Origin of the sequence: Formosa sejongensis (assembly GCF_033447105.1) — a bacterium.
Lineage (GTDB): Bacteria > Bacteroidota > Bacteroidia > Flavobacteriales > Flavobacteriaceae > Formosa.
This window is the reverse complement of sequence record NZ_JAWQUN010000015.1, coordinates 23,697-50,462: the sequence shown is the minus strand read 5'-3', so window position 1 is coordinate 50,462 and position 26,766 is coordinate 23,697. Positions and strand designations below refer to the sequence as shown.

The 26,766-nt window shown below is 33.1% G+C and carries 26 protein-coding genes; 9 read left to right on the top strand and 17 right to left on the bottom strand.

What is annotated here, in order from left to right; genetic code table 11:
- Positions 1-131 precede the first annotated feature (131 nt).
- The 6 genes from katG to R6X41_RS13765 all read right to left on the bottom strand — a co-directional run bounded on the left by katG (position 132) and on the right by R6X41_RS13765 (position 8,067).
- Positions 132-2,432: a catalase/peroxidase HPI gene (gene katG, locus R6X41_RS13790; protein WP_318500926.1), complete on the bottom strand. Its 2,301-nt coding sequence runs from the start codon at positions 2,430-2,432 to the stop codon at positions 132-134.
- Positions 2,433-3,727: 1,295 nt separating this feature from the next.
- Positions 3,728-3,985 (bottom strand): DUF6952 family protein, encoded by a 258-nt coding sequence (locus R6X41_RS13785; protein WP_318500925.1) that lies wholly within the window; start codon positions 3,983-3,985, stop codon positions 3,728-3,730.
- Positions 3,986-4,058: 73 nt separating this feature from the next.
- Positions 4,059-4,367 carry a thioredoxin family protein gene (locus tag R6X41_RS13780; protein ID WP_318500924.1) on the bottom strand — a complete coding sequence of 103 codons (309 nt, stop codon included), beginning with the start codon at positions 4,365-4,367 and terminating at the stop codon, positions 4,059-4,061.
- A 68-nt stretch (positions 4,368-4,435) separates the two neighbouring features.
- On the bottom strand, positions 4,436-5,074 hold the full coding sequence (locus R6X41_RS13775; protein WP_318500923.1) for a peroxiredoxin: 639 nt from the start codon (positions 5,072-5,074) through the stop codon (positions 4,436-4,438).
- A 140-nt stretch (positions 5,075-5,214) separates the two neighbouring features.
- A complete protein-coding gene (gene nhaC, locus R6X41_RS13770) occupies positions 5,215-6,699 on the bottom strand; it encodes a Na+/H+ antiporter NhaC (protein WP_318500922.1) in 1,485 nt (494 codons plus the stop codon).
- 165 nt (positions 6,700-6,864) lie between these two features.
- On the bottom strand, positions 6,865-8,067 hold the full coding sequence (locus R6X41_RS13765) for an aminotransferase class I/II-fold pyridoxal phosphate-dependent enzyme (RefSeq protein WP_318500921.1): 1,203 nt from the start codon (positions 8,065-8,067) through the stop codon (positions 6,865-6,867).
- A gap of 158 nt (positions 8,068-8,225) precedes the next feature.
- Between R6X41_RS13765 and R6X41_RS13760 the strand changes: the two genes are divergently transcribed.
- Positions 8,226-8,684, top strand: coding sequence for an Lrp/AsnC family transcriptional regulator (locus tag R6X41_RS13760; RefSeq protein ID WP_318500920.1), 459 nt, complete (start codon positions 8,226-8,228; stop codon positions 8,682-8,684).
- A 121-nt stretch (positions 8,685-8,805) separates the two neighbouring features.
- On the top strand, positions 8,806-10,206 hold the full coding sequence (gene lpdA, locus R6X41_RS13755) for a dihydrolipoyl dehydrogenase (RefSeq protein WP_318500919.1): 1,401 nt from the start codon (positions 8,806-8,808) through the stop codon (positions 10,204-10,206).
- Between the two features lie 90 nt (positions 10,207-10,296).
- On the opposite strand, the gene R6X41_RS13750 is transcribed toward lpdA, so the two are convergent.
- Both R6X41_RS13750 and R6X41_RS13745 read right to left on the bottom strand, forming a co-directional pair.
- Positions 10,297-11,013, bottom strand: coding sequence for a LytR/AlgR family response regulator transcription factor (locus tag R6X41_RS13750; protein ID WP_318500918.1), 717 nt, complete (start codon positions 11,011-11,013; stop codon positions 10,297-10,299).
- Complete coding sequence (locus tag R6X41_RS13745) at positions 11,000-12,070, bottom strand: sensor histidine kinase (RefSeq protein ID WP_318500917.1); 1,071 nt, start codon at positions 12,068-12,070, stop codon at positions 11,000-11,002. Before R6X41_RS13745 ends, R6X41_RS13750 begins: the two co-directional genes overlap by 14 nt.
- Before the next feature lie 189 nt (positions 12,071-12,259).
- Here R6X41_RS13745 and R6X41_RS13740 point away from each other — a divergent pair, with 189 nt between their 5' ends.
- Positions 12,260-12,661, top strand: coding sequence for a MotA/TolQ/ExbB proton channel family protein (locus tag R6X41_RS13740; protein WP_318500916.1), 402 nt, complete (start codon positions 12,260-12,262; stop codon positions 12,659-12,661).
- 100 nt (positions 12,662-12,761) lie between these two features.
- On the opposite strand, the gene R6X41_RS13735 is transcribed toward R6X41_RS13740, so the two are convergent.
- From R6X41_RS13735 to R6X41_RS13710, 6 genes are all read right to left on the bottom strand, one after another.
- Positions 12,762-13,250 carry a threonine/serine exporter family protein gene (locus R6X41_RS13735; RefSeq protein ID WP_318500915.1) on the bottom strand — a complete coding sequence of 163 codons (489 nt, stop codon included), beginning with the start codon at positions 13,248-13,250 and terminating at the stop codon, positions 12,762-12,764.
- Between the two features lie 2 nt (positions 13,251-13,252).
- Positions 13,253-14,020 (bottom strand): threonine/serine exporter family protein, encoded by a 768-nt coding sequence (locus R6X41_RS13730; protein WP_318500914.1) that lies wholly within the window; start codon positions 14,018-14,020, stop codon positions 13,253-13,255.
- 93 nt (positions 14,021-14,113) lie between these two features.
- Positions 14,114-14,536 (bottom strand): hypothetical protein, encoded by a 423-nt coding sequence (locus R6X41_RS13725; protein WP_318500913.1) that lies wholly within the window; start codon positions 14,534-14,536, stop codon positions 14,114-14,116.
- 293 nt (positions 14,537-14,829) lie between these two features.
- Positions 14,830-15,621: a S1/P1 nuclease gene (locus R6X41_RS13720; protein WP_318500912.1), complete on the bottom strand. Its 792-nt coding sequence runs from the start codon at positions 15,619-15,621 to the stop codon at positions 14,830-14,832.
- Positions 15,622-15,637: 16 nt separating this feature from the next.
- Complete coding sequence (locus R6X41_RS13715) at positions 15,638-16,993, bottom strand: DEAD/DEAH box helicase (RefSeq protein ID WP_318500911.1); 1,356 nt, start codon at positions 16,991-16,993, stop codon at positions 15,638-15,640.
- 41 nt (positions 16,994-17,034) lie between these two features.
- Entirely contained in the window at positions 17,035-17,925 is an 891-nt protein-coding gene (locus tag R6X41_RS13710) for an aldose 1-epimerase family protein (protein ID WP_318500910.1), read from the bottom strand.
- Positions 17,926-18,008: 83 nt separating this feature from the next.
- Between R6X41_RS13710 and R6X41_RS13705 the strand changes: the two genes are divergently transcribed.
- Positions 18,009-19,301 (top strand): anthranilate synthase component I family protein, encoded by a 1,293-nt coding sequence (locus R6X41_RS13705; protein WP_318500909.1) that lies wholly within the window; start codon positions 18,009-18,011, stop codon positions 19,299-19,301.
- Here R6X41_RS13705 and R6X41_RS13700 read toward each other — a convergent pair.
- Positions 19,298-19,990, bottom strand: a complete 693-nt coding sequence (locus tag R6X41_RS13700) for a hypothetical protein (RefSeq protein WP_318500908.1) — start codon at positions 19,988-19,990, stop codon at positions 19,298-19,300. The genes R6X41_RS13705 and R6X41_RS13700 overlap by 4 nt on opposite strands.
- A gap of 122 nt (positions 19,991-20,112) precedes the next feature.
- On the opposite strand from R6X41_RS13700, the gene tilS reads away from it, so the two are divergent.
- The 5 genes from tilS to R6X41_RS13675 all read left to right on the top strand — a co-directional run bounded on the left by tilS (position 20,113) and on the right by R6X41_RS13675 (position 25,136).
- Positions 20,113-21,429: a tRNA lysidine(34) synthetase TilS gene (gene tilS / locus R6X41_RS13695; RefSeq protein WP_489670888.1), complete on the top strand. Its 1,317-nt coding sequence runs from the start codon at positions 20,113-20,115 to the stop codon at positions 21,427-21,429.
- Between the two features lie 109 nt (positions 21,430-21,538).
- The gene (locus R6X41_RS13690; RefSeq protein ID WP_318500906.1) at positions 21,539-23,077 is read left to right on the top strand and encodes a YifB family Mg chelatase-like AAA ATPase; all 1,539 of its coding nucleotides are present in this window, start codon (positions 21,539-21,541) and stop codon (positions 23,075-23,077) included.
- A gap of 135 nt (positions 23,078-23,212) precedes the next feature.
- Complete coding sequence (locus R6X41_RS13685) at positions 23,213-23,641, top strand: hypothetical protein (RefSeq protein WP_318500905.1); 429 nt, start codon at positions 23,213-23,215, stop codon at positions 23,639-23,641.
- 11 nt (positions 23,642-23,652) lie between these two features.
- On the top strand, positions 23,653-24,354 hold the full coding sequence (locus R6X41_RS13680) for a hypothetical protein (protein ID WP_318500904.1): 702 nt from the start codon (positions 23,653-23,655) through the stop codon (positions 24,352-24,354).
- Positions 24,330-25,136, top strand: a complete 807-nt coding sequence (locus R6X41_RS13675; protein WP_318500903.1) for a sensor histidine kinase — start codon at positions 24,330-24,332, stop codon at positions 25,134-25,136. The genes R6X41_RS13680 and R6X41_RS13675 overlap by 25 nt, the downstream gene beginning before the upstream one ends.
- 1 nt (position 25,137) lies before the next feature.
- On the opposite strand, the gene R6X41_RS13670 is transcribed toward R6X41_RS13675, so the two are convergent.
- Positions 25,138-25,836: an RluA family pseudouridine synthase gene (locus tag R6X41_RS13670; RefSeq protein WP_318500902.1), complete on the bottom strand. Its 699-nt coding sequence runs from the start codon at positions 25,834-25,836 to the stop codon at positions 25,138-25,140.
- A 74-nt stretch (positions 25,837-25,910) separates the two neighbouring features.
- A complete protein-coding gene (panB, locus tag R6X41_RS13665) occupies positions 25,911-26,729 on the bottom strand; it encodes a 3-methyl-2-oxobutanoate hydroxymethyltransferase (RefSeq protein WP_318500901.1) in 819 nt (272 codons plus the stop codon).
- Positions 26,730-26,766 lie beyond the last annotated feature (37 nt).

Here is a 26,766-nt window from a genome sequence, read left to right as displayed (position 1 = left end):
CTATCTAAGTATTTGAGAATTTCTTCCAGCTTCAGCAAAGTGCTTTGGCTAATTAGGAGTAATACATAAATATAATAGCGGTTTCAATATAAAATTGAAACCGCTATTATGGTTACTCAAGAATTTATTATTTATTTCAAATCGAAACGATCTGCATTCATCACTTTAGTCCACGCATTTACAAAGTCTTTTACAAATTTTTCTTTGTTATCGTCTTGTGCATACACTTCAGAATACGAACGTAAAATAGAATTAGACCCAAATACTAAGTCCATACGTGTCGCTGTCCATTTAACAACTCCTGTTTTACGGTCTCTAATTTCATAAAGACCTTTTTCTATTGGTTTCCAAGTGTTGCCCATATCTGTTAGGTTTACAAAGAAATCGTTCGTTAAAGCTCCAACTTTATCTGTAAACACACCATGGTTTGTATTATAGTAATTCGTTCCTAGCATTCTCATACCACCAACAAGTACTGTCATTTCTGGCGCTGTTAATCCCATTAATTGGGTGCGGTCAAGCAATAACTCTTCAGGACTTACTATATATTCCTTTTTAGTATAATTTCTGTATCCATCAGCTAATGGTTCTAAAGGAGTAAAAGAATCTGCATCAGTCATCTCGTCTGTCGCATCTCCTCGTCCTGGTGAGAAAGGCACAGCAATATCTAATCCGCCAGCTTTTATAGCTTCTTCAACTCCAACATTACCTGCCAAAACAATAGTATCTGCAATGCTAATTCCGAATTCAGCGGCAATAGGTTCTAATACTGATAAAACATATGCTAATCGTTGAGGCTCATTTCCTTCCCAATCTTTTTGAGGTGCCAAGCGGATACGTGCTCCATTTGCTCCACCACGTTTATCTGATCCACGGAATGTACGTGCGCTATCCCAAGCCGTATTTACCATTTCAGGAATGGATAATCCAGAAGCGGTGATTTTGTTTTTTACTGCATCAACATCATAATCCGTTGCTCCTTTTGGAATAGGATCTTGCCAAATTAAATCTTCTTGAGGGACGTCTGTACCAATATAGTTGGCTTTTGGTCCCATATCTCTATGTGTTAATTTGAACCAAGCACGAGCAAAAGTTTCTGAGAAATATTCTTGGTCGTTCATGAATTTTAATGAGATTTCCTTGTAAATAGGATCCATTTTCATAGCCATATCTGCATCAGTCATCATCGGGTTAAGACGCGTAGTATTATCCTCTACGTCTACAGGTTTGTCTTCTTCTTTAATACTTACAGGTTCCCATTGCAAAGCGCCAGCAGGACTTTTTACAGATTCCCATTCGTGGTTGAATAACATTTCAAAAAATCCACCATCCCATTTCGTAGGGTTAGTTGTCCATGCACCTTCAAGTCCACTAGTTACGGCATATCTACCTTTTCCGGATTTTGTTGGATTACTCCAACCCATACCTTGTTCTTCTACATTTGCAGCTTCAGGTTCTGGGCCTAAAATGCTAGCATCTCCATTACCGTGTGTTTTTCCTACGGTATGTCCACCGGCTGTTAACGCTACAGTTTCTTCATCGTTCATGGCCATACGAGCAAAGGTTTCACGGATGTGAAGTGCTGTTTTTAACGGATCTTGTTTTCCGTTAACACCTTCTGGGTTTACGTATATTAATCCCATCTGAACTGCTGCTAATGGATTTTCCATTGTTTCAGGATGATCTACATTCCTATATCGTTCGTCACTTGGTGCCAACCATTCTTTCTCGGCTCCCCAATAAGTATCTGTTTCAGGGTTCCAAATATCTTTACGTCCAAAAGCAAAACCATATGTTTTTAATCCCATATCTGCATAGGCAATAGTTCCTGCAAGCACTATTAAATCTGCCCAACTTACTTTATTTCCATATTTTTTCTTGATAGGCCAAAGTAATCTTCTTGCCTTGTCTAAACTCACGTTGTCTGGCCAAGAGTTTAAAGGGGCAAAACGTTGGTTTCCTGTTCCTCCACCACCGCGGCCATCAGAAATTCTGTAGGTTCCAGCAGAGTGCCATGATAAACGGATAAACAATCCTCCATAATGTCCCCAATCTGCAGGCCACCAATCTTGACTATCCGTCATTAAAGCATGCATATCTTTTTTTAAGGCCTCTATATCTAATTTTTTAAGTTCTTCATGATAATCGAAATCTTGTCCTAAAGGATTCGTTTTCGTATCATGCTGATGTAAAATATCAAGATTTAGCGCATTCGGCCACCATTCCATTACAGTTGATTTAGTAGATGTGTTTCCTCCGTGCATTACAGGACATTTTCCTGATGATGTACCATGTCCACTTGAATGTTCCTTATTCTCTTCTGAAATAGGATCAGCATCGTCTTGGCGTTGTTGCTGTTGTTGCTGCTGTTGTTGGTGATGTGGGCATTGACTAATATCGTCTGATGCTTTTGAGTTTTTATCGTTTTCCATATCTAAAAGGTTTAGGGATTTTTGTATTTGCAATAGATCAAATATACCCTAGTTATTATTTGTAATTTGAAAGATTTAATTTTCATATTCTATTCAATTATAAGTATAATTGATTGAAGTTTGTTTTATTATAATTTATTGTTATGATTAGTTGGTTTCCTCTAAAATTAAAATAAAAACATAAGAAATTTAAATATTTAGGTTAAATAATTGGTAATATGATAATTTAAGATCGTTTTGACTTCTTAGGATTTAAGATTCCATCATAATTTTAATGGTTTCGAACACCTAAGTCGAGGAAATATTTCTAGCCTTTCAGAAAATGACTAGTACCGAATTGTTCTAAATACTTAGTTAGAGGTAAACAATTTTAAGAGTCTGTGTTTTGAGAAATGAAGGAGAGTAGGGGAGCTTGGACTGTTTTTAGATCTTTCAATTTATTTTTTTTTGATCATTCCTAATTGTTGTGTTTTTACATTTATGTAGTTAATCGGAGAAGAAAAAATTACACCGTTTTATGTTCTCGACTACGCTCGAACACCATATAAAAACATGTATTGTGGTGTTTTACATGCAATCTAGAAGACTCGTTAAAAAATTGTACAATGAGAACTTAAACGATATTCGAGCGGAGTTGAGAATCCCTATGATAAACTATAAACAATTTGCCATTGCTATTATTTAATAGTGTGATTCGTGATTGTAAAATGTTTTACATGTGACTTTGGTACTAATAACTTCAGAAGGGCTATTTACAAAATCAATGCTTTTCTATTTCATAAATATCAAATTAATAGCGTCCTAAACGATTAATCACTTTTTTAAAAAAGATATACCGACGTTGACTTTATAGAATTATTTGTATTGAGAGAGGTACTTTTTTTATATAAGTTGAATTTTGTTTTTTTGCAGGCCTATCGAAAATTTATCGTAAAATTTGAAGTGAAAGTATCGTAAAATTTAAAGCTGTTTGAGCTAAACGAATGTCTCTATTTTATTGAGTTTTAGTAGCGAGTTCTTTAAATTTAGATAGTGAACGAAAAATTTAGATAAAAGTTCGTAAGCCTAGATTTTTTTGGCTTGGTTTATCCAGAGCGAAGTCGAAGGATCTTTTTAGCAATGAAAAAAATGAACATTTAATAATATTTAGGACACGATTGATATCAAATACAGCTTTGGAGAATGATTTTTTGTTTGTGGTTCTGTTTGAATAATAATATTCTGAGTTTAGGGTATAAAAAAATCCCCTCTTCCAAATGAGAAAAGGGGATTTTAAATTTTATAAGAGGTTGTTCTTATTTGTCTATAGAACCTAAAACACGTTTCATAAAACTGTTTAAAGCTTCTTTTTGTGGGGTACCATTTTTAATCATGGTATTTACCTCAAGTGCTCCGTACATATTAGAGATTAATTCACCAATAACATCTAGTTCCTCATCTTTTAATGATGATACTTCAGTTAATGCTTCAAGTGTTTCTATTGTTTCGTTTACGTAATCTTCGTCGTTTTCCTCAATAAATTGAGTGAGGTGTTTAATTACTGGTAATTTCATTCCTTTCTTCCGTCTTCCCAAAGGGAAGAAACTAAATTAATGGTTATTATTTTGTTTCCGTAAAGGCGAAACTTTACACTACTTCGTTAACAAGTTCTTTTAAAACGTCAAACTTATTAGTTTGTACTTGGTTAACAAATTCACCTTTTTTAAAGGTTGCAAAAGTAGGTAAGTTGTCTACGTTTGCTAATTTTCTTGATTCTGTAAATTTTTCAGCATCAACAATTACGAATGTTACGTTTTCGTTTTCGGTTGCTAATTTTTTGAATTTTGGTTTCATAATTCTGCAATTACCACACCAAGTTGCTGAGAATTGTACGATAACTGTATCATTACCAGATACAATTTCACTTAAATTGTCTTGTTCTAATTCTTGTACCATGACAGATAAATTTTTAGTTTACCATCCTTTAACGAAAAAGGATGGTAGATTTTGAAAGTGTTGTGTGCTTAGTTTTTTGCTAAATATGCAGCAGTACCTTTTGCATTGGCTTGCATTGCATCTTTACCTTCTTCCCAGTTTGCTGGACAAACTTCACCATTTTTTTGTACGTGAGTTAACGCATCTACAATACGTAAATATTCATTAACATTTCTTCCTAATGGCATGTTGTTAATGCTTTCGTGTTGTACAACACCGTCTTCATCAATAATATAAGTCGCTCTGTAAGTTACGTTATCACCTTCTACAGTTACATTTCCAGTTTCTTCGTTATACGTTTCATTAGTGATATCTAAAATACCTAAAGTAGACGCTAGGTTTCTATTCGTATCAGCTAAAATTGGGTAAGTAACACCTTCAATTCCTCCGTTGTCTTTTGCAGTGTTTAACCAAGCAAAGTGTACTTCTGGTGTGTCGCAAGATGCACCGATTACAATTGTATTTCTTTTTTCAAATTCAGCTGCAGCAGCTTGAAATGCGTGTAATTCTGTTGGGCAAACAAATGTGAAATCTTTTGGGTACCAAAATAAAACTACTTTTTTCTTATTGTTAATCGCTTCTTCTAAAACGTTTACTTTAAAAGTATCGCCCATTTCATTCATTGCGTCAACGTTTAAATCTGGGAATTTTTTTCCTACAAATGCCATAATATCTATATTTTTAAAATTGTTAATTTTCTTGATGCAAATATAGTGCTCTATGTCGATTTAAACTGTGAAGAAAATTCTAATTTTTTATAGTGCTATAAGTTTTAGTTATGCTTAATTATGAAAATGATAGTTTTTTATTATTTATCGGATAATTGTTTGATTTTAATCTTGAAGGCAGCGAAAATTAAAGTTGTAAACGGACTTAAATAATTGAAGAAAGCATAACCTGCATAATTCCAAGTGTCTACACCTAAAACACTACTTTGGTAAGCTCCACATGTATTCCAAGGAATCAATACAGAGGTTACTGTACCTGCATCTTCAAGGGTTCTACTTAAGTTTTCGGGTGCTAAACCTTTATCCTCAAAAGCTTTTTTATACATTCTACCAGGAATAACAATTGCTAGATATTGATCGCTGGCAATGGCGTTTAACCCAATACAACTAATTACTGTACTGGCAAATAATCCAAATACTGAATCGAATAAATTTAGAACAGATTTACTAATTCTAGCTAAGGCACCAATAGCATCCATAATACCTCCAAAAACCATGGCACATATAATTAACCAAATGGTTCCTAACATACCATACATTCCGCCTGAGGTAAATAAATCGTTTAATTCTTTACTGTCTGTAGCAACAGAGGTGTCTACGGTTATAGCAGTCATTATACCTTTATATGCTGACAGAAAATTAAGTTCTGCCGCTCCTGTAATTGACTTAACGATTTCAGGTTGAAATATAAGTGCAAACACACCTCCTAATAATGTACCTACTAATAATGCTGGAAGTGGGGGCGTTTTTTTTATAATTAAGAATATAACTATTGAAGGCGCTAGAAATAACCAAGGCGATATATTAAATGCACTATCTATCGAGGCAAGCATTGCTGAAGTGTCTGTAGTTCCATGAACATCTAGACTTAGTCCAAGTATAATAAATAGTATAAGTGTAACGATTAGTGTTGGAACAGTGGTGTATGTCATATACTTAATGTGCGAGAATAATTCACCACCAGCCATAGCAGGAGCAAGGTTTGTGGTGTCGCTTAAAGGAGACATTTTATCTCCGAAATAAGCTCCGGAAATTACGGCTCCAGCAGTCATTCCGTGATCAATTCCTAAGGCATTTCCAATACCAACTAGAGCGATACCAACTGTAGCAGATGTAGTCCAGCTACTTCCTGTTGCAATAGAAATAATGGCACAAATAATAACACATGCTGGTAAGAAAATCGTCGGATTTAGAATCTGTAATCCATAATAAATCATGGATGGAATAATACCGCTAATAAGCCAAGTTCCTGCTAAGGATCCTACAAATAAAAGGATAAGCAATGCGCCTGTAGTCGATTTAATATTTTCGGCAACTTCTTCTAGCATTTGGTCGTAAGATACCTTGTTAAAAAAACCTACAATGGCCGCAACTGCTGCACCAAGAAGTAAAATAAACTGATTACTTCCACTTAAAGCGTCATCACCAAAGGCATATTTTACATTGTAAAACAACATAATTACTAATGCTAAAACGGGAATTAAAGCTTCCCAAATACTTAGTTCTCTGTTTTCTACAATTGGGTCGTCTTTTGGTGTTGTAGGCTTTATGTCTTGGCTTTCCATGCGTAAATGTTAAGGTTGAAATAAGAAATGTATCGTTTTGTAATGTTACGATTTTACACGCTTATGTGCAAATACGGTTACAGATTAACATATTCCACAAAAAAAAAGATAAAAAAAAACACTTCTTATAATAGAAGTGTTTGTAGAAATAGGATAGATGATATATTATTTTAAAATGTGTAATTCTGTCATGCAATCATGCATCATCTTATAGGTACGTTCTATATCTGCATCTAATCCGATAGAGAATCTAATTAATCCGTCGCTTAAACCCATTTCTTTTTGTTCGTCTTCAGGAATTTCTGAAGAAGTAGAACTTCCAGGAGTAGAGAATAACGTTTTGTAAAATCCTAAACTCACTGCTAAATACCCTAAGTTTTTAGCTTGCATGAGTTCCATAAGCACATTCGCTTTCTCAAGTGAACCAACATCAATGGTTAGCATGCCTCCAAAACCATATTGAGCATTCATCATGCTTTTAAATAATTCGTGAGATGGATGAGATGCCAATCCTGGATACACGGTTTTTAACCCGTTGGTTTCAAATTTTTCAGCTAAATACAGTCCGTTTTTACTATGTTGTTGCATACGAATATGAAGCGTTCTTAGGTTTTTTAAAACTGAAGCAGAACGCATACTATCCATAGTAGATCCTAAAAGCATGGCGGCACCATTATTTACATCTCGCAATTGATTTATAAAATCTTGTGTGCCACAAACAACACCTCCAACCGTATCACTACTTCCGTTAATGAATTTTGTTAAACTATGAATTACTACATCTGCCCCTAATTTTGCAGGAGAGATACTTAAAGGCGAGAACGTATTATCGACAACCAATTGTAACTTATGTTTTTTAGCCAGTTTGGCTAAGCCTTTAATATCTGCAACTTCTAATAAGGGATTGCTAACACACTCACAATATATCATTTTAGTATGCGGTGTGATGGCAGCCTCAACAACGTCTAATTTTGTAATATCTGTAAACGATGTTTTAATATTAAACCGAGGTGTGAAATTTTTCAGAAAGGCATAAGTTCCGCCATAGATGGTTCTGCTTGAAACAATATGGTCGCCAGCATTACAGTTTTGTAAAATAACAGAGGTAATTGCTCCCATTCCTGAAGCGTAAACATTTGCAGTTTCAGTACCTTCCATAGCAGCTAAGGCTTCACCTAAATATAAGTTCGAAGGAGATGAATGTCGGGAATATAAATAGCAACCATCTGCATTACCTTCAAAAGTATCGAACATTGTTTTAGCCGATATAAAGGTGTAAGTAGAGGAGTCTGATATGGATGGATTTACACCTCCAAATTCTCCGAAATATTGTAAATCTTGTATGTTGTTTGCGGGTTTAAAAGCCATAAGTGTGTTTTTTAGATGTTAATCAAAAATGATTAATTTTAGAGTAATAATCAATAGTTGTTAAATTATTTAGATTTTTAAACTGATTTAAATTGAAATAATAGTTTTAAATTTGTTTTTAATCTGAATTTATTCAATTTAATAGATAATCTTTCAATATGACTTTTGATGCTATAGACAGACAACTCATCCAACTCCTACAAACAGATAGTAAACAGACCAATAAAGCGCTGTCTACTAAACTCCATTTATCGGTTACAGCTGTTTACGAACGGATTAAAAAATTAGAAAATCAAGGTGTGATTAATCGCTATGTGGCTTTGGTGAATAAAGACCAAGTTCAGAAATCTTTTGTTGCCTATTGTCATATAAAATTAGAAAAACACAGTCAGGATTATGTGGTTCAATTTGAAAAGGAGGTTGCTAATTTAGAAGAGGTCATGGAGTGTTATCACATAAGTGGCGATTACGATTATTTATTAAAAGTGATGGTGAAAGACATGGTTGCATTCCGAGAATTTATGGTGAACAAGCTCACTACAATTAATCATATAGGTAGTACACACAGCATGTTTGTAATTAATGAAGTGAAACACAGTACAGTAATTCCTGTTTAAAGAATAATTGAGATTGATGTATTCTTAAAAAAAAGCTTAAAATTTTAATAATCTTAACTGATTTAAGCTTTCTAAATTTGTATTTTTGTTATCCATTTAAAAAAGAATCAAAATAAACTTTATGAATTCATACGATGTAGCCATTATTGGTTCAGGACCTGGAGGATATGTAGCAGCGATACGTTGCGCACAACTAGGCATGAAAACTGCAATTATAGAAAAATATTCAACACTTGGGGGAACCTGCTTAAATGTAGGATGTATTCCTAGTAAAGCCTTACTAGATTCGTCTCATCATTACGAAGATGCGATTAAGCATTTTGAAGAACATGGAATAGAAATTCCTGGTGAAGTAAAAGTAAATCTTGAAAAAATGATTGCGCGTAAGCAGTCTGTTGTAGACCAAACTACTGGAGGGATCGACTTTTTAATGAAGAAAAATAACATTGATGTTTATCAAGGTTTAGGAGCATTTAAAGATGCAACGCATATCACTATTTCAGGAGAAGAAACTACCGAAATTGAAGCAAAAAACACAATTATTGCAACAGGAAGTAAGCCATCAAACTTACCGTTTATCAATTTAGATAAGGAACGTGTTATTACATCTACTGAAGCTTTAAAGCTTAAAGAAATTCCGAAACACTTAATCGTAATTGGTGGTGGTGTTATTGGTTTAGAACTTGGTCAAGTGTATAAGCGTCTTGGTTCAGAAGTATCTGTAATAGAATTTATGGATCGTATTATCCCAACTATGGATGCTGGATTATCTAAAGAACTTAATAAAGTTTTAAAGAAACAAAAATTCAAAATTAATATCTCTCACAAAGTAAAATCTGTAGAGCGTGTTGGTGATGAAGTTATTGTTAAAGCAGACAACAAAAAAGGAGAAGAAGTTGAATTTAGAGGGGACTATTGTTTAGTTTCTGTTGGACGTCGTCCGTATACAGATGGTTTAAACGCTGAAGCTGCTGGAGTGAAACTTACAGACCGCGGACAAGTTGAAGTTAACGACCATTTACAAACTAGTGCTTCTAATATTTACGCTATTGGTGATGTTGTTAAAGGTGCAATGTTAGCTCATAAAGCTGAAGAAGAAGGTGTTTTTGTTGCTGAAACTTTAGCTGGACAAAAACCACATATCGATTATAACTTAATTCCTGGTGTGGTTTACACATGGCCAGAAGTTGCAACTGTTGGTAAAACAGAAGAGCAATTAAAAGAAGCAGGAGTGGAGTATAAAGTTGGATCTTTCCCAATGCGTGCTTTAGGTAGAAGTAGAGCAAGTATGGATTTAGACGGATTTGTAAAAATTCTTGCAGATAAAACGACTGATGAAATTTTAGGAGTACATATGGTTGGTGCTCGTGCTGCCGATATGATTGCTGAAGCAGTTGTAGCGATGGAATACAGAGCGAGTGCAGAAGACGTGTCTAGAATGTCTCATGCGCATCCTACATTTACAGAAGCGATTAAAGAAGCGGCTTTAGCTGCGACAGGAGATCGCGCTTTACATATTTAAGAAGCAAATTTTATATATTATAAAAGCGACCCAATTGGGTCGCTTTTTTTATGGGTTTTAATGAAGGTTGTAGTCGTTAAAATCTGAATTTTAATAATGCTCTAACTGCTCTAAAACCTCTTTTTTATAACTCCGACTTATCGGTAGCGCATGGTTTAAAATGGTAATATGTTCATTGGTGAACGATGTGATGCTTTTAATTGAAATAATATAAGAGCGATGTATTCTTAAAAACTGCTTTGGTGGAAGTTTAGCTTCTATGGCACTAATGGTTTCTCTAGTGACAATAGAGGAATTCTGGAAGTGGATTTTTATATAATCACTATAGCTTTCTATATAAATGATGGCATTAAAATCGATTTTTATCATTTTACGGTCTGATCGTACAAACATAAAATCTGAAACTTCAGGAATAGTTATGCTACTGTTTTGTGACTCTGTGTAGACTTCAAAATAATTATTTATAGCTTTTAAAAGACGTTCGAACGAGATGGGTTTTAATAAGTAATCTACAGCTTGGAGCTCAAATCCTTCTACAGCATAATCACGATACGCTGTGGTGAAAATTATTTTAATGCTGGAGTTGATAGATTTTGCAAACGAAATTCCTGAGATTTCTGGCATATTTATATCCAGAAACACCAAGTCAATTTTATGATTACTAATGTGGTTAAACGCTTCAATGGCATTACTACAACTCGCAATAACAGTAATGTTTCTAATTTTGGATAGGTGTGTTGCAATCACTTCTCTTGCAATTAATTCATCATCTACAATAAGGCACGATATGTTTTTATTGGTTTGCAAAAGCGTCTTCAGTTTTTAAGGTTAAATGAACTTTAAATGTGCTATCACTATTCAGAATAGAAAGAGTATAAGCCTCTTTATAAAGCATGTCTAATCGTTTTTTAATGTTTTCTAGGCCAATACCTGATTTGATATCAGAATTTAAACCGCTTGAGTTTTCAATATAAAAATAAATAGTGTGGTCTTTAAAAGATAAATCAATTTTAATATGGAGTACACCTTGTTTTAAAATGCCATGTTTAAAGCTGTTTTCTATAAATGGAAGAAAGAGCATAGGCGCAATTTTTGTGTTCTCGGAGATATTTTCAATATTGAATTTTATATCCAGAGTCTTGTTAAATCGAAGTGATTCTAAGGCAATATAATCTTGAATGTGATTAATTTCGTCTGTCAATAACACAAACGGTTTATCTATTTGGTAGAGTAGGTAATCTAATAAATTAGAGAGTTTTAAAATCATTTCAGGCGTTTCATCTGCTTTTTTTAGTGAAAATCCATACATAGTATTTAAGGTGTTAAATAGAAAGTGTGGATGAATCTGCATTTTTAGATACTGTAATTCTTGTTCTTTCAACTTTAGTTGCGTTTCAAGAATTTTGTGCTCTAATTTGCTGGTGTTTTCAACCTGTTTTAAATTCAACTTTAGTAATTTAAAAGCACTAACTATGGTGGTTACCAAATACACACCAATCATAACAAACAATAAATTCTGACTTACAGGTGCCATATTATTGTATTCAAAATGCGATAAATAGATTAAACCGTAAAAAATGGAGAGTATAATAAGGTAAGACGAAATGATAAAAGTGTACAAACTATACAAGCCGAATAAGACATACTTTTTAAGCATTAAATATTCGGGTATGAGTTTGTAAATAAAAACGTAAGTTGTCGCAATGGTGATGGGCATTAAAAAAAGAGAGAAGGAGAGTACGTAGCTCATGTCGTTACTTCCTGATCCAAAAAAATAAGTATAAAACAGCAAAACACCACACCAAAAAAGGATGTGTAAACAAAGTCGACCTAGTTGTTTTATGATAAAATGTGGTGTACTCATAATTTCAATGCTATACAATAATAACATATTTTTGAAACGATGTGATGTTTTATAGACGAATTACAGAATTAGCAACCGATTTAACATGTGAGTTAAAAAAAGACCTAAATTGGTTAACTGTCGCATTTAAATTAAGGAAGTGCTATTTGCTTGTAGTTTTGAAGTCTACTAACAATAAAATTTTATACTATGCATGTTTTAATTATTCAACAACAAGGATTTTTCACCCAATTGTCTAACCGTTTTAGTGAAGGTGGGGCTTTATTTATGTCATTAATTTTAATCTGTTTAATACTGTCTCTATTCTTTTTAATCAGTGGATTTTATCAAGCGAATAGAAATGAAGTGAAGTCTAGAAAAATGATAAGTCTAGTTAGCGATTCCAGCTTATTAGGATTGGTCATTGGTTTTTTAGGTTCAATAATTGGGCTCATCAGCGCTTTTGATGCCATTGAAGGTATGAATTCTATTTCTTCGGGAATGCTTGCTGGCGGACTAAAAGTGTCTTTTTTAACCACACTGTTTGGAACATTAGTGTTTGTGATTTCTAGAATTGGAATCTTAATCTATAAGTGGATGTATAAAATTTAGACATTCAGCTTGAATCTAAATATGATAAAACAAAGAAGGCTCAATTCATAAAATTGAGCCTTCTTTGTTTTTATAAAAGTTAAAATAATTTTATAGAATGCTAGGATTCTATCTTTTTTACCGTGTTTTTTCGTAATAATAATAACGGTAGAGAGATCCCAATAGCGATAGATATTAATATAAATACCATAGTAAATCCATTTGAAAAGATATCGCTAATTAGTTCCGCTTTTTTTATGGGATCCGTTTCAATAAATAGGAAATTCATAATAGCGAGTATGGTTTCGTAAGCAAAATAACCAGGAATCATGGGGATGGCTGGCGGGATACAAAATACGACTGGTGGATGATGAATTCTATGCGCAATAGGCATGCCTACCAAGGCAACAAAAAGGATTCCCAAAAATGTGGCTAGAATAATATTTACACCAAAATTAATACTCGTAAATTTAATAAGTCCAGCAAAAAATCCCAAAGTGAATACCGTAATTATGGTCGATTTAGGGATGTTAAATAAAATTCCGAACCCAACAGCTGCAATTCCAGACCAAACAGAAACCTCGATAAGTTTTAAAAGTATGTCAGTCATAATTATTGTAAATTAAAAATTAACATGGATACAAATAAACCTAGAGCGATTGCAAGAACTATCATAGATCCTGTAGTAAACCGAACCAATCCGTTTATAATATTGTTGTCTAGAAAATCTGTAAAGGAATTTATTAAAGGCACGCCAGGCACTAGATATAAAACAGAGGTTGCCAATGCAGTCGCAGGTTTTGCGCCAATATTTAGTTTAACTCCGATAGCAGCAATTGATGAGGCTATTAGCGAACCTATAAAAATCCGAATATATACGTTGTATTCTTTTTTATGTGTCCATTGTAAAACAAGTAAACCTATAAATGTGCTTACAAAAGAGACTAACATATTTAAGTAATCTCCTTTGAAAATATTACAAAAACCAGCTCCTGCCAAACTCACAGCAACGATAACTACGAATTTAGGATATCTTTTTATCTGTTTTATTTCTGCTATTTTGTCGGATATTTGGTCGTGGCTCCAATTGTTTTCTAAGGCTTTCCAACTGGTTTTGCTCACTGCAGAAATGGCAGAAAAATTAAGGGCTAGTCCAGGGATATTTATTACACGCGTGCAACTTTCTGAAGAATCTTCCTTATACAACGTCATAATTAAACTTTTCTGACTGATAAAGAATGATGCATTATAGCCAAGGCTATCTGCGAATCGTTTTACGTTTAAATTAACTCGAATAGTATTGGCTCCAGAAACCATTAAAAATGATGCGATTTCCAAAAGAAGATTAGTTGCTTTTATTAATTCTTTAGAAGAATCCATATAGTGTAAGTATGCAATTATACTTACGAATTTAATCTTTTGTGCGAAATATATTAAGCATTTACTTGAATAAATAAACAAGATAGATTTGGTCTAAATACGTTTTGTATGAATCAAATTTACCTTTTTTGATAGCTTCTTTTTTTTGTGTTGTTTTACGGTGTAATTAGCCCAAGTTTTTGCTTCAGAAATAATTTCGAAAGTCTCGTAATATTTCTCTGAGAACAAGCTCTCTATTTTAGCATTGCTAATTGCAGATCGTATGTTTGAAACTATGGCAAAACCAACCAAGTTTTTGATTTTTGAGGTTTCTATATATATAGCAGGGTCTACAGAGTAGGAAAATTTCCGATCTGAAATGTAAGCAAAAGGTTCTCCTTTGTAATGTTCATCCGCAATTTTTACAAGTATTCTACTTGCTTCTACAGGAATTGTTACACCCTCATTAATCTGTGCCAAAATATAATTTTCGTACAGTTTTAAAGTCCCAAATTCAAATGTAAGTAAACGTTTCATTCTTATTTAAATAAAAATCAGGATTTCTAAAGAAGTAAAACCCTTATGCAAAGATATTAAGGTTTGGATTAATATAATAGCGTAACACCTTATAATTGTTCATTTTACGAATTAAACGTTAAACAGTCATTTTTTTTGATAATGTTGAGAAATAGTAATTAATTAACCGTTAAAATTCGTATTTTGACTTACTTAGAACACTCGTTATTATTAAATTTTTGAAGGTTTTGGAAATAAAAAAGTCGATGTAAATAATTACACCGACTTTAATTAATTTAAAAAGATATGTTGTTTTAATAAATATCGTTTAGAAGTTTAGCTAAACGAATACCTCCTTTTTGAAGCTGTGTACGTACCGTTGTAAAATTATCGTATATATATTTATAACCTAAATTGTCATTTGCTTTTACGCCTTTAGAGATCGAATTAGCTAAAATATGAGATTCGTTTACCCAATCGGTAATTGTCCCAGATGCAATAGCTTCAATTTGGTCTTTCGACAAATCATCTGTGTTTAAAGCTAATTCGGTATAGCTCATATCATAATAATTAATCATATCGCTATCCCAAAGGCGGTGTAAATTAGTGTCTTTTCCCATCCATTCAACTTTAATATCGTTACCTCCTTTATCACCGGCAACTCCAGCATGAAGTGGCTGATGGATATCTCCAATTAAATGAACTAATAATTTTAGATAAAATGTTTTATCATCTTCACTTGCATTTTCGTCTTTTAAAACGGCAACACAATATTCTGAACCTGAAACCACATCTCCATATTTACTTTTTGTAGAAGCTTCGTAAGTCTGATTCTCATCCATATTGACATAATGCCAAGCAGAAAATTTCTTGTAACGGTCGTCAGATTTTATTTCATCACCAAAAGTAGATACAAAAGCTAATGAATGCCCTTTTAATAATTTTCGAACAGCACGTTTTGTACTTCCTTTTAAATAAGGTTGAGCAATTTGACCAACCGTACGGTGTCCTGTAGCTCCCCATTCTGGAGCAGGTTTTACATTTGCTTGTGTAGGTGTTAAGATTAAAAGCGCAAAGAATAGTAGAGCAATATATTTCAGTTTCATAGCTGTGAAATCTAAATTATTTTTTGAATTTATTATTTTTGTTGTAATTTTTATCGCCTCTTGTTTTAGGCTTTTTATATTTTTTAGCTATTTCACGACGGTAAGAACCTCCTAAGTTTTCTTTACTGTTCTTTTCACTTTTGTCGTGAAATGCAGGTCCTGGAGCATCTTCATCTTTACGTTTTGTAGGGTTATTACGTTCTTTTATCTTTACGCGTTCCTCTTCCAGTAATTCTGTAGAAATCTCAATGTCTTCAGGTATTTCGGTAACAGCAATCGTCATTTGCATTAAAGCTTCAATACGTTCTAAAGCGTCTTGATCTTTTTCTGTCGAAAATAAAATAGCATGTCCTTCGCGTTCTGCACGACCAGTTCTTCCAATTCTATGAATATAGTTTTCAGGGTAATCTGGCGTATCAAAATTAATAACGTGTGTAATATTATCAATATCTAAACCACGCGCCATAACATCTGTAGCCACCAAAATACGATTGTCTCCATTTCTGAATTGCTCTATACTTCGTAAACGATAATTTTGAGTTTTGTTAGAGTGAATCACACAGCTTTCTTCGCTAAATGTTTCGTCTAAAGCTTCAAAAAGTCTGTCTGCCATTTTCTTAAATCCAACAAAAATCAACACTTTATTAAAAGCCTCTTTATCTTGAAGAATAGCATTTAGCAAATTAACTTTAGTATAAAAGTTAGGTACGCTGTAACGTTCTTGTGCAATATTTTCTAAAGGTGTTCCTGAAATAGCTATAGATACACGTTCTGGAGTAATAAAGAAATCGTCGATTAAATAGTCTACATCTTGCGTCATCGTAGCCGAAAACATAATGTTCTGGCGGCGTTCTGGAAGAATATCAAAAATATTAATTAACTGATGTCTAAACCCTAAATCAAGCATCACATCAACTTCATCAATCACCAATTTCTGAATCGATTTTAATTGTAACACACGACTCAAAGCCAAATCGTAAAGACGTCCTGGTGTTGCAACCAAAATATCAACTCCTGAAGCAATTTGCTTTTTTTGAGTATTAATGTTTGTTCCACCATACACACCTAAAACCCGTGTGTTGATGTATTTTGAAAGTTTTTCAATTTCGTCAACTACTTGAACCACTAATTCACGTGTAGGAACTAGAACCAAAATTCTAGGGTTTTCCTGCTGAGAAAATTTAAGGTCCTTTAGAATAGGAAGCATGTAGGCAAAGGTTTTTCCTGTACCAGTTTGTGCAATACCAACTACATCTCTTCCCGAACTTACTACGCTAAAAGCTTCAGCTTGTATGGGAGTTGGTGTAGAAAAGCCTAGATCGTCTAGAGCGTTGTAAAGAGGGGTATTTAAATTTAAATCTTGAAAAGTCACTTATTGTAATTTAGGCTGCAAAGTTAGGGCTATTATTCCTTTTAAACTAGATGCTTTTTGTCTATTTCTATAGTATAAGTGGCTTTAAACGTTTGTTTTGAGGCTAAACTTTGTATCCCTTCTTTCGTTTTAAAGTCCTGATTATGATTTTCCTGATCTGCAATTCCCAACCAAGGTTCTATACAAACATAATTAGCATGTGGTTTTGCCCAAATTCCTAGATATGGAAATCCTGGATATTCGACTGTTAGAATAGTACCATTTATTTTGCTTTTTAATGCGACTTTTCTAGATTTTAAATCTTTAAAAATCAAGGCATCTTCATTAAATAAATCGTAATGTAAGGGAATGGTACTTTCGTTAGAGATTACAGGAAACGTTTTGTCTGTAACCAAACCTAAATCCATATTTAAAGCATAAGACTCTGATGTTTCTTTCTTATCAAACTCTAAATAATAATCGGTGTAATCTTCATTTTCGTAGACAGGACATTTAAAAGCAGGATGTCCTCCAACAGAAAAGTATAATGTTTTATCGTCTAAATTTTCAACAATATGCGTAACGTTTAATTTGTTTTCAATCAGTTCAAATTGCATTGTAAACTTGAACTTAAACGGATACTTTTTTAATGATGCTTCACTGTAAAGTAATGAAAATACAAGTTTTGTAGGCGTTTGTTCTTCCAGTTTAATATCTGGATTGTGTCTTATAAAACCGTGTTTAGTCATATTATAAGCTTCACCTTCAAAAATCATGGTGTCATCTTTTAACGAACCAATTATTGGAAATAGGTTGGGCGCAAAGTTTTCCCAAATATCAGGATTCGCATCCCACATAAACTGATTGGTGTTGTTTATAGCGCTAATTTCGCAAAGTTCGGCTCCTGCCTGTTTTACTGCGATTTTTAATATTTTGTTTTGTAAGGTATACATGGAAAAAAAAGATTTAAACAAAAATACAAATCTCATTCTATTTTAAAGAAACTAACTAACTTTACACTGAAATTTTTTACAATTTGCGCCATATAACTTCTAGAAATATTCCCGATATTGTTGTGTTTAAACAACAGCTTTTGCATTGGAGTCAGCAATTCGACGATGTAGTTTGGATGGATTCCAATCAATACACTGCGTCCTATTCTAGTTATGATGCCATTCTTGCTGTAGATGGGTTTAGAAGTATTCAGACCGATTATTTTGAAGCTTTCGATAAGTTGAAAGAGTTTCAAGAATCTACGAAAGATTGGATTTTTGGATACTTAACTTACGATGTGAAAAATGGAATGGAACATTTGAAATCTAATAATTTCGATGGGTTAGAATTTTCTGATATTTTCTTTTTTCAACCTAAAAAGTTATTCTTAATTAAAGGAAATCAGGTTGAGATTCAATATTTAAACATGGTTGATGATGAGGTAGAATCTGATTTTGAAACCATTTGTGAATTTAAAAACGACAAAACAGTTTCCGATTCTAGTGCTATAAAAATAAAACTACGGATTCATAAAGACGATTATTTCAAAAAAGTGAATACGATGTTAGCGCATATACATCGTGGCGATATTTACGAAGCTAATTTTTGTCAGGAGTTTTATGCTGAAGATGCTAAAATCAATCCGTTAGAAACGTACTTAAAACTAAACACGTTATCTAAACCACCATTTGCTACATTTTTAAAACAATACGATAAATTTTTAATGTCTGCTTCACCAGAGCGTTATATTAAAAAGGAGGGAAATATTATTATTTCGCAACCTATAAAAGGAACTTCTAAACGTTCGGAAAATGTTTTAGAAGATGAAAGATTAAAATGTGATTTAGAACATAACGAAAAAGAGCGAAGTGAAAATATTATGATTGTAGATTTGGTTCGTAACGACTTATCTAAAACTGCAATTAAGGGATCTGTAACTGTAAAAGAGTTGTGTAAAGTGTATACTTTTCCGCAAGTACACCAAATGATTTCTACGGTAACGTCTGAAATTTCTGAAAACACAAAACCTGTAGATGTACTAAAAACAACTTTTCCAATGGGAAGTATGACAGGGGCTCCAAAGCTTTCGGCAATGAAAATTATTGAAGCCTTAGAAGAAACAAAACGCGGTCTATATTCTGGAACTGTTGGTTATTTTACGCCCGAAGGTGATTTCGATTTTAATGTTATCATCCGAAGTATTTTGTATAATCAGCGTAAAAAATATGTTTCATATTCTGTAGGTAGTGCCATTACATCTAAAAGCAACCCCGTAAGTGAATACGAGGAGTGTTTGGTAAAAGCGAAAGCGATGCGCCAAGTTTTAGAAGGTTAGTTTAAATGCTTCCTGAAACTTTTTTTAACATTCAATAAAATATTCTCAATGCGCTTTACTTCAATCTTTTTAATTCTAGAAATATCTTCGAATGGTAAATTTGCAAACACATATAAATCCACGACATTCGAAATTCTGATAGGCAACCAACCATAAAATTTGCTTACAATTTTTCGGTTTGTAGATGCTTGATGACCTCCTAAATCTAAAGCATTAATAATTTTCTGATTATTTTCGTCATATAAAAACACCTCTTTTTCGTGCCTATGTTGTTTGTACGAGATATCATCCAAATCTTCCAGCATTACAAAGTCCATATCGCCATCGATAGAATAAGGTTCTTCTAAACGACTTAATTCTTCTTCTAAATAGGTGTTTGTGCTAATCGTATCTAAGTTTTGCCTTTCTTTTAAAAGAAGTTCTTCTAAATAAATATCTACAATTCTAAAAAGCTTAATTTTTAAATCGTGAGACGACATATCTATATCGTAACCTTTTTCGTAAAGTCGGATAATACAATCGTCTATTAGACCATTAGAATGGTATAAGTTTTTACGTAAAATACCGACAGATTCGGCAATATACAGTCTGTGTTTTACATAAGGTTGTAAACTAGATGTAATGGATAATATCTTTTTATTAAAGGCTTTTTGGGACGTTTCTGTGTTAATTTGTTCTTGTGTTTTCATGCCTAAATCTTTAATGTGGTTGTTTTAAAGTTACTAAAATTAAGTATATGAAAATGTTAAGAGATTGATTTAATTCGGTTGTAAATCAAAAATTCGTTTTTTTTAAAGTGTATCTTTGTGTTATGGTGAATACATTTAAAAAGCATATAAAAGACAGACTTTCGTTTCTGAAAAACAAAAAATTGATACTTACTATTTCTGGCGGAATTGATAGTGTTGTCTTAGCACATTTATGTCATGATTTAGGTCTGAATATCGCGTTAGCACATTGTAATTTTAATTTAAGAGGAGAGGAAAGTGATGCAGATGAAGCCTTTCTTGTAAAGTTAGCAGACGACTTAGATTTAGAAATTTTTATTGAAAGTTTCGATACTGCTCAATATGCCGAAGATGCCAAATTATCCATTCAAATGGCAGCGCGAGAGTTACGCTACCGTTGGTTTGAAGAGTTGGTAGATTTACTTCACTACGATTATGTGTTAACAGCGCATCACGCCGACGATAATTTAGAAACTTTTTTAATTAATTTATCACGCGGAACAGGCATAGAAGGCTTAACCGGAATTCCTGAAATTAACGATTATATAGTAAGACCGTTGTTGCCATTTTCTAGAAACGAAATTCAAGATTATGCAAAAACTAACCATATAAAATGGAGAGAGGATAGCAGTAATAGTTCAACTAAATATTTACGAAATAAATTAAGACACGATGTTGTTCCGGTGTTAAAAGAGATTAATCCGCAATGGCTTCAAAATTTTAAAATGACGCAAGATCATTTACATGATTCTAAAGTATTAATAGACGATTATATGACGCAAGTGTATATAGATGTTGTAGCTTTTGAAGCAGAAACAATAAAACTTAGTGTTCCTAAATTATTAAAATATCCAAATCCTAAGCCCTATTTATACGAGCTTTTGAAAGCATATAAATTTACAGCTTGGAACGATATTTATAATTTGTTAGAAGCTCAATCCGGAAAACAAGTCTTCTCTGAAACACATAGATTGCTAAAGAATCGTGATTTTTTAATTTTAAGTCTTAAGGGAACTGAAGATGAAATTTCAGAAAAAGAACATGAGATTTCCGAAGATTTTAATCCCATAGAAACTGCTTTTGGAACACTTTATTTTGAAACCGTTTCAGAACTGAGAGCAAGTACAAACTCAACAATTTTTGTAGATAAAGATTTGCTGAAGTTTCCATTAACCATTAGAAAATGGGAGCGAGGAGATTTCTTTTTTCCATTAGGTATGCGAGGAAAAAAGAAACTTAGTAAATATTTTAAAGATGAAAAATTATCGCTTTTAGAAAAAGAACAAGTTTGGGTGCTATGCTCTAACAGTCAAATTGTTTGGATTATAAACAGACGTAGTGATAATCAATTTAAAGTTACTTCAGAAACAAAACAGATTTTAAAAATATCGTGTAAGTAAGATTTTTAGTTTCTAATCTGAGTTTTAATTTAATATAGATATAATTTTAATTTGTTTTAATTCAGATAGTTAGTTCGTTTTTAGTACTTTTAAGTAAACGAACTATTTTATGCTAAAAAAAGTATTTGGAAGCGCCGTCTTCGGAGTAGATGCAACAACCATTACCGTCGAGGTGAATGTCGATAGTGGCATAGGTTATCATTTAGTAGGGCTTCCGGATAATGCCATAAAAGAAAGTAATTTTAGAATTGCTGCTGCTCTACAAAACAACGGATACAAAATTCCAGGGAAGAAAATAATAATAAATATGTCGCCTGCCGATTTACGTAAGGAAGGCTCTGCATACGATTTAACGTTGGCTTTAGGGATTTTGGCAGCTACAAAACAAATTCCAGCAGAAGGTTTAGACCATTATATTATAATGGGCGAACTATCTTTAGACGGAACTTTACAACCCATAAGAGGAGCATTGCCAATAGCACTTCAGGCTAGAAAAGAAGGTTTTAAAGGTTTTATTTTACCTTCTCAGAATGCCAAAGAAGCCGCCATTGTAAACGACTTAAAAGTGTATGGCGTAGAGTCTATTAAAGAAGTTATCGATTTTTTTAAAGACGGAAAACCTCTAGAAGAAACCATAATAAACACCAGAGAAGAGTTTTATAAAAATTTAGATTTTCCTGAATTTGATTTTGCCGATGTAAAAGGTCAAGAAAGTATAAAACGTTGTATGGAAATCGCCGCTGCTGGCGGACATAATATTATTTTAATCGGGCCACCGGGTTCTGGAAAAACGATGTTAGCAAAGCGTTTACCTTCTATTTTACCTCCAATGACGTTGCATGAGGCTTTAGAAACGACTAAAATACATTCGGTTGGTGGTCGTGTAAAAGCACATTTAGGATTAATGTCTCAACGTCCTTTTAGAAGCCCTCATCACACGATCTCGAATGTTGCCCTCGTAGGTGGCGGAAGTTATCCACAGCCAGGAGAAATTTCGTTATCACATAATGGTGTGTTGTTTTTAGATGAATTACCAGAATTCAAACGAGATGTTTTAGAAGTGATGCGCCAGCCGTTAGAAGATCGAGAAGTTACCATTTCTAGAGCAAAATTTACCGTTACTTATCCAAGTAGTTTTATGTTGGTAGCAAGTATGAATCCTAGTCCGAGTGGTTATTTTAACGATCCTAGTGCACCTGTCACATCATCGGCATCGGAAATGCAACGGTATTTAGGAAAAGTCTCAGGACCATTATTAGATCGTATAGATATTCATATTGAAGTCACCCCAGTACCTTTCGAAAAATTGTCTGAAGAACGTAAAGGTGAATCTTCTGTTGTTATTCGAGAACGTGTAACAAAGGCGAGATCTCATCAAACAGAACGTTTTACTGCTATTGAAAACGTACATTATAATGCTCAAATGAATACCAATCACATTCGTACTTATTGTAAATTAGAAGACACATCTAAGCTTCTATTAAAAACAGCTATGGAACGTTTAAATCTATCTGCTCGTGCCTACGACAGGATTTTAAAAGTAGCAAGAACAATAGCAGATTTAGAAGATTCTGAAGACGTATTAGGAGCACACATTAGCGAAGCGATTCAGTATAGAAGTTTGGATAGAGATGGTTGGCTTGGATAATATATTTGTAAATTTTTTAAAATTATGTCCTAAATCTTTGATTCTTATAGTTGGAAGGGGAACAATCAAATAAAATTAGTATTTTTAAATTTTATATCCCCGTTATGACTTGCCTACACCATAAAACCAATTAAAATGAGTGAAAAAACAAATAAAAAGGAAGCTCCACGCGGATTGATAACACCAGAACAAGCTAAAACCTTAGATCAAGCTTATAATTGTAGGCATAAATTAATTAGTAGTTCCATTTTGGAGAGACCCGATAACCGCTCTACTTGGTTCTCTATAGAAGAGCTAGAAAAATTCTTGGCTTATGCTAAAAGTGAAGCTACCGAATTAGGATATACTTTGGATGGGATACGTCTTTATGAAGGAGCCTATCCTGAAGAAAAAGGACAATTAGGATATACAACTATGTTTCTAATTCCTACAGGGAGTACTCCCGATAATATAAAAACAAAATCTTTAAAAGTTATGTCTCCGGGTAGTGGAGATATTCCAGGAGGAAGCGGACTTAACATGGGACAAGGAGGTACACCCCCACAGGCAAATTATCCTCAATAGTTTATAATATTATGCAGGAATTCTTTAAGGACTACTATTGGCTTTTAACCTTTTCTGTAGAAGCAATAGCAGCTGTAACGGCCTTACTTTGTTATAAAAAGTATAAGCATACAGTTGCTAAATACTTTATTTACTTTTTGGTATATGTGTTTGTCTGCGAAACGATAGCTTTATATACATTTCAAGTCGAAGATGGTGTTTTTAATTTTTTAAAAGGAACTGTTTTTGAAAGGAACCTCTGGTGGACCACTTTGTTTTGGTGTGTAGGAAGTCCTTTGTTTTATACGTTTTTCTATTTGAAATTAATTGAATCTTCTAAAGTCAAAAAGTTTATCAAGTTGCTTCTTTTTCTTTTTTTAGTTTTTTCTGTAGGTACTATTGCATTTAATTTTGATGATTTCTTTACCAAATATTTCACGTCTATCTTGATTTTTGGAGAATTTATTATTTTATTTCTGGTTAGCATTTATTTTTACGAGATGTTGCAGTCAGATAAAATTATTAATTTTTATAGATCCATTTATTTTTACATTAGCGCAACCATTTTCATTTGGCTGTTAATTACAACTCCTCTAATATTTTATGATATATATTATACAGTTGCCGACTGGAGTTTTGTTATTTTAAAGTGGCAAATTTACTTTTTTGCCAACATGTTTATGTATTTAACCTTTACCTTTGCTTTATTATGGTGCAAACCGGACAAACATTAGTAAGCACTTCTGCCGAAAGATATTTATTGGTTTACATGATTGGTGTACTGCTTATAGTCTGTACATTAATCATTGTATTCTTTGTTGTGTTTCAAAAACGAAAAAATAAATTGTTGTTAGATAAAATAATACAGCAACAAATTTTTGAAGAAGAGATATCTAAAACACAAATTGAAATTCAGGAGCAAACTTTAAAGAATATTGGTCAGGATTTGCACGATAATGTAGGGCAGTTGTTATCGGTCGCGAATATGCAACTTAGTATGTTAGCCAAACAAGTTGGGCCAGAATTACAATCGTCGTTTTCAGAAAGTAAAGATTTAGTAAAGGAAAGTCTCCAAGAATTGCGTTCACTTTCAAAATCATTGAATAGCGATGTTATTGCATATCGTGGTTTTCAAGAATCTGTTAATACAGATATTGAGCGTTTTAATAAACTAGAAATAATTAATGCAGAATTAATTGTTGAAGGTGATTCTAATCACTTTAAAAAAGGAAAAGATAGTATCATATTATTTAGAATATTTCAGGAGTTTTTCTCAAATACAATAAAATATTCTGAAGCTTCTCACCTAAAAGTACACATTAATTATACACCTGATTTTGTGATTATTAATGCATCAGATGATGGTGTGGGATTTGATAAAAATGAAATTAATAAAGGTTCAGGTTTAATAAATATGAAAAGTAGGGCAGAACTAATTCATGCAGATTTTAAAATGACCTCTAAAAAGAAAGAAGGGGTGAATCTTAAAATAAAATACTCTTACCGTTCTAACTAAACTATAAACAGGCATCCCAAAGCGGATCTTTAGGAAGAGATGCTGAAACATTAATACTTTCTTTTGTTACCGGATGTATAAACTCAATATGTCTGGCGTGTAAATGGATGCTGGCATCTTTATTACTACGGTCTGCACCATATTTTAAATCACCTTTAATAATACAACCAATATTAGCAAGTTGACATCTTATTTGATGATGGCGACCTGTTTCTAATTCAATTTCCAGCAATACATAGCGATCTAATTTCTTAAGTACACTATAATGTAGAATGGCTTTTTTACTATCTGTTATCTCTTTAATATAGGCCGTAGATTTGTTGTTTTTTGGGTTTTTTTTCAACCAGTTAATTAAGGTATCGTTTTGTTTAGGAGGCATATTATATACAAGTGCCCAATACGTTTTATTTACTTCTTTACTAACAAACATGGCATTTAATCTGGTTAATGCTTTACTTGTTTTTGCAAAAATAACCAAACCCGTTGTAGGCCGATCTAAACGATGTACAACACCTAAATACACATTTCCAGGTTTGTTGTATTTGTCTTTTATATATTCTTTTACAACGTCGCTTAAAGGTTTGTCTCCAGTTTTATCCCCTTGAACAATATCTCCAGCACGTTTGTTGATTAAAATAATATGATTGTCTTCAAATAGAATTTGAAGGTTGGATTTATTAGATAGGATTTTTTCTGTCACGTATTAACGTATATTAAATTTGTTATTTTTATTTATTCTTCCCAGAATTTACAACTATTCAATTTGTCTTAAATCTAATACTGCTCCTTATCATTAGGGAAGTCAACTGCTTTTACATCTGTTACATATTGAGAAATAGCAGTTGTCATGTCTTCATATAAATTTAAATAGCGACGTAAAAATCTAGGATGAAATTCTTTAGTCATACCAATCATATCATGAAGCACCAATACTTGGCCATCAACACCATTCCCAGCTCCAATTCCGATAACAGGAATTGTTAAACTCTCGGCAACTTCCTTAGCTAATTTTGCTGGTACTTTTTCCAAAACAATAGCAAAGCAACCTGCTTTTTCAAGCAATAAAGCATCTGCTTTTAATTTTTCAGCTTCTTCTTCTTCCTTGGCACGAACGCTAAACGTTCCGAATTTATATATAGATTGAGGTGTTAAACCCAAATGTCCCATTACAGGAATACCTGCATTTAAAATGCGTTTAATAGATTCTTTAATTTCTTTTCCTCCTTCAACTTTTATAGAATGTGCTCCACTTTCTTTCATAATTCTAATTGCAGAACGCAAGGCTTCTTTTGGGTCACTTTGGTAACTACCAAAAGGTAAATCGACCACAATTAAGGCACGAGCTACACCACGAACAACAGAGGATGCATGATAAATCATTTGATCTAAAGTAATAGGTAAAGTCGTTTGATAACCTGCCATTACATTACTAGCAGAATCACCCACAAGAATAACGTCTATGCCTGCACCGTCTACAATTGTAGCCATGGTATAATCGTATGCTGTTAACATCGATATTTTTTCCCCATTGGCTTTCATATCGCTTAATGTTTTAACAGTGATTTTTTTGTAATCATTTTGTGCTACAGACATATGTTTTTGAATTTTAGAATGTAAAAATACTGAGTTT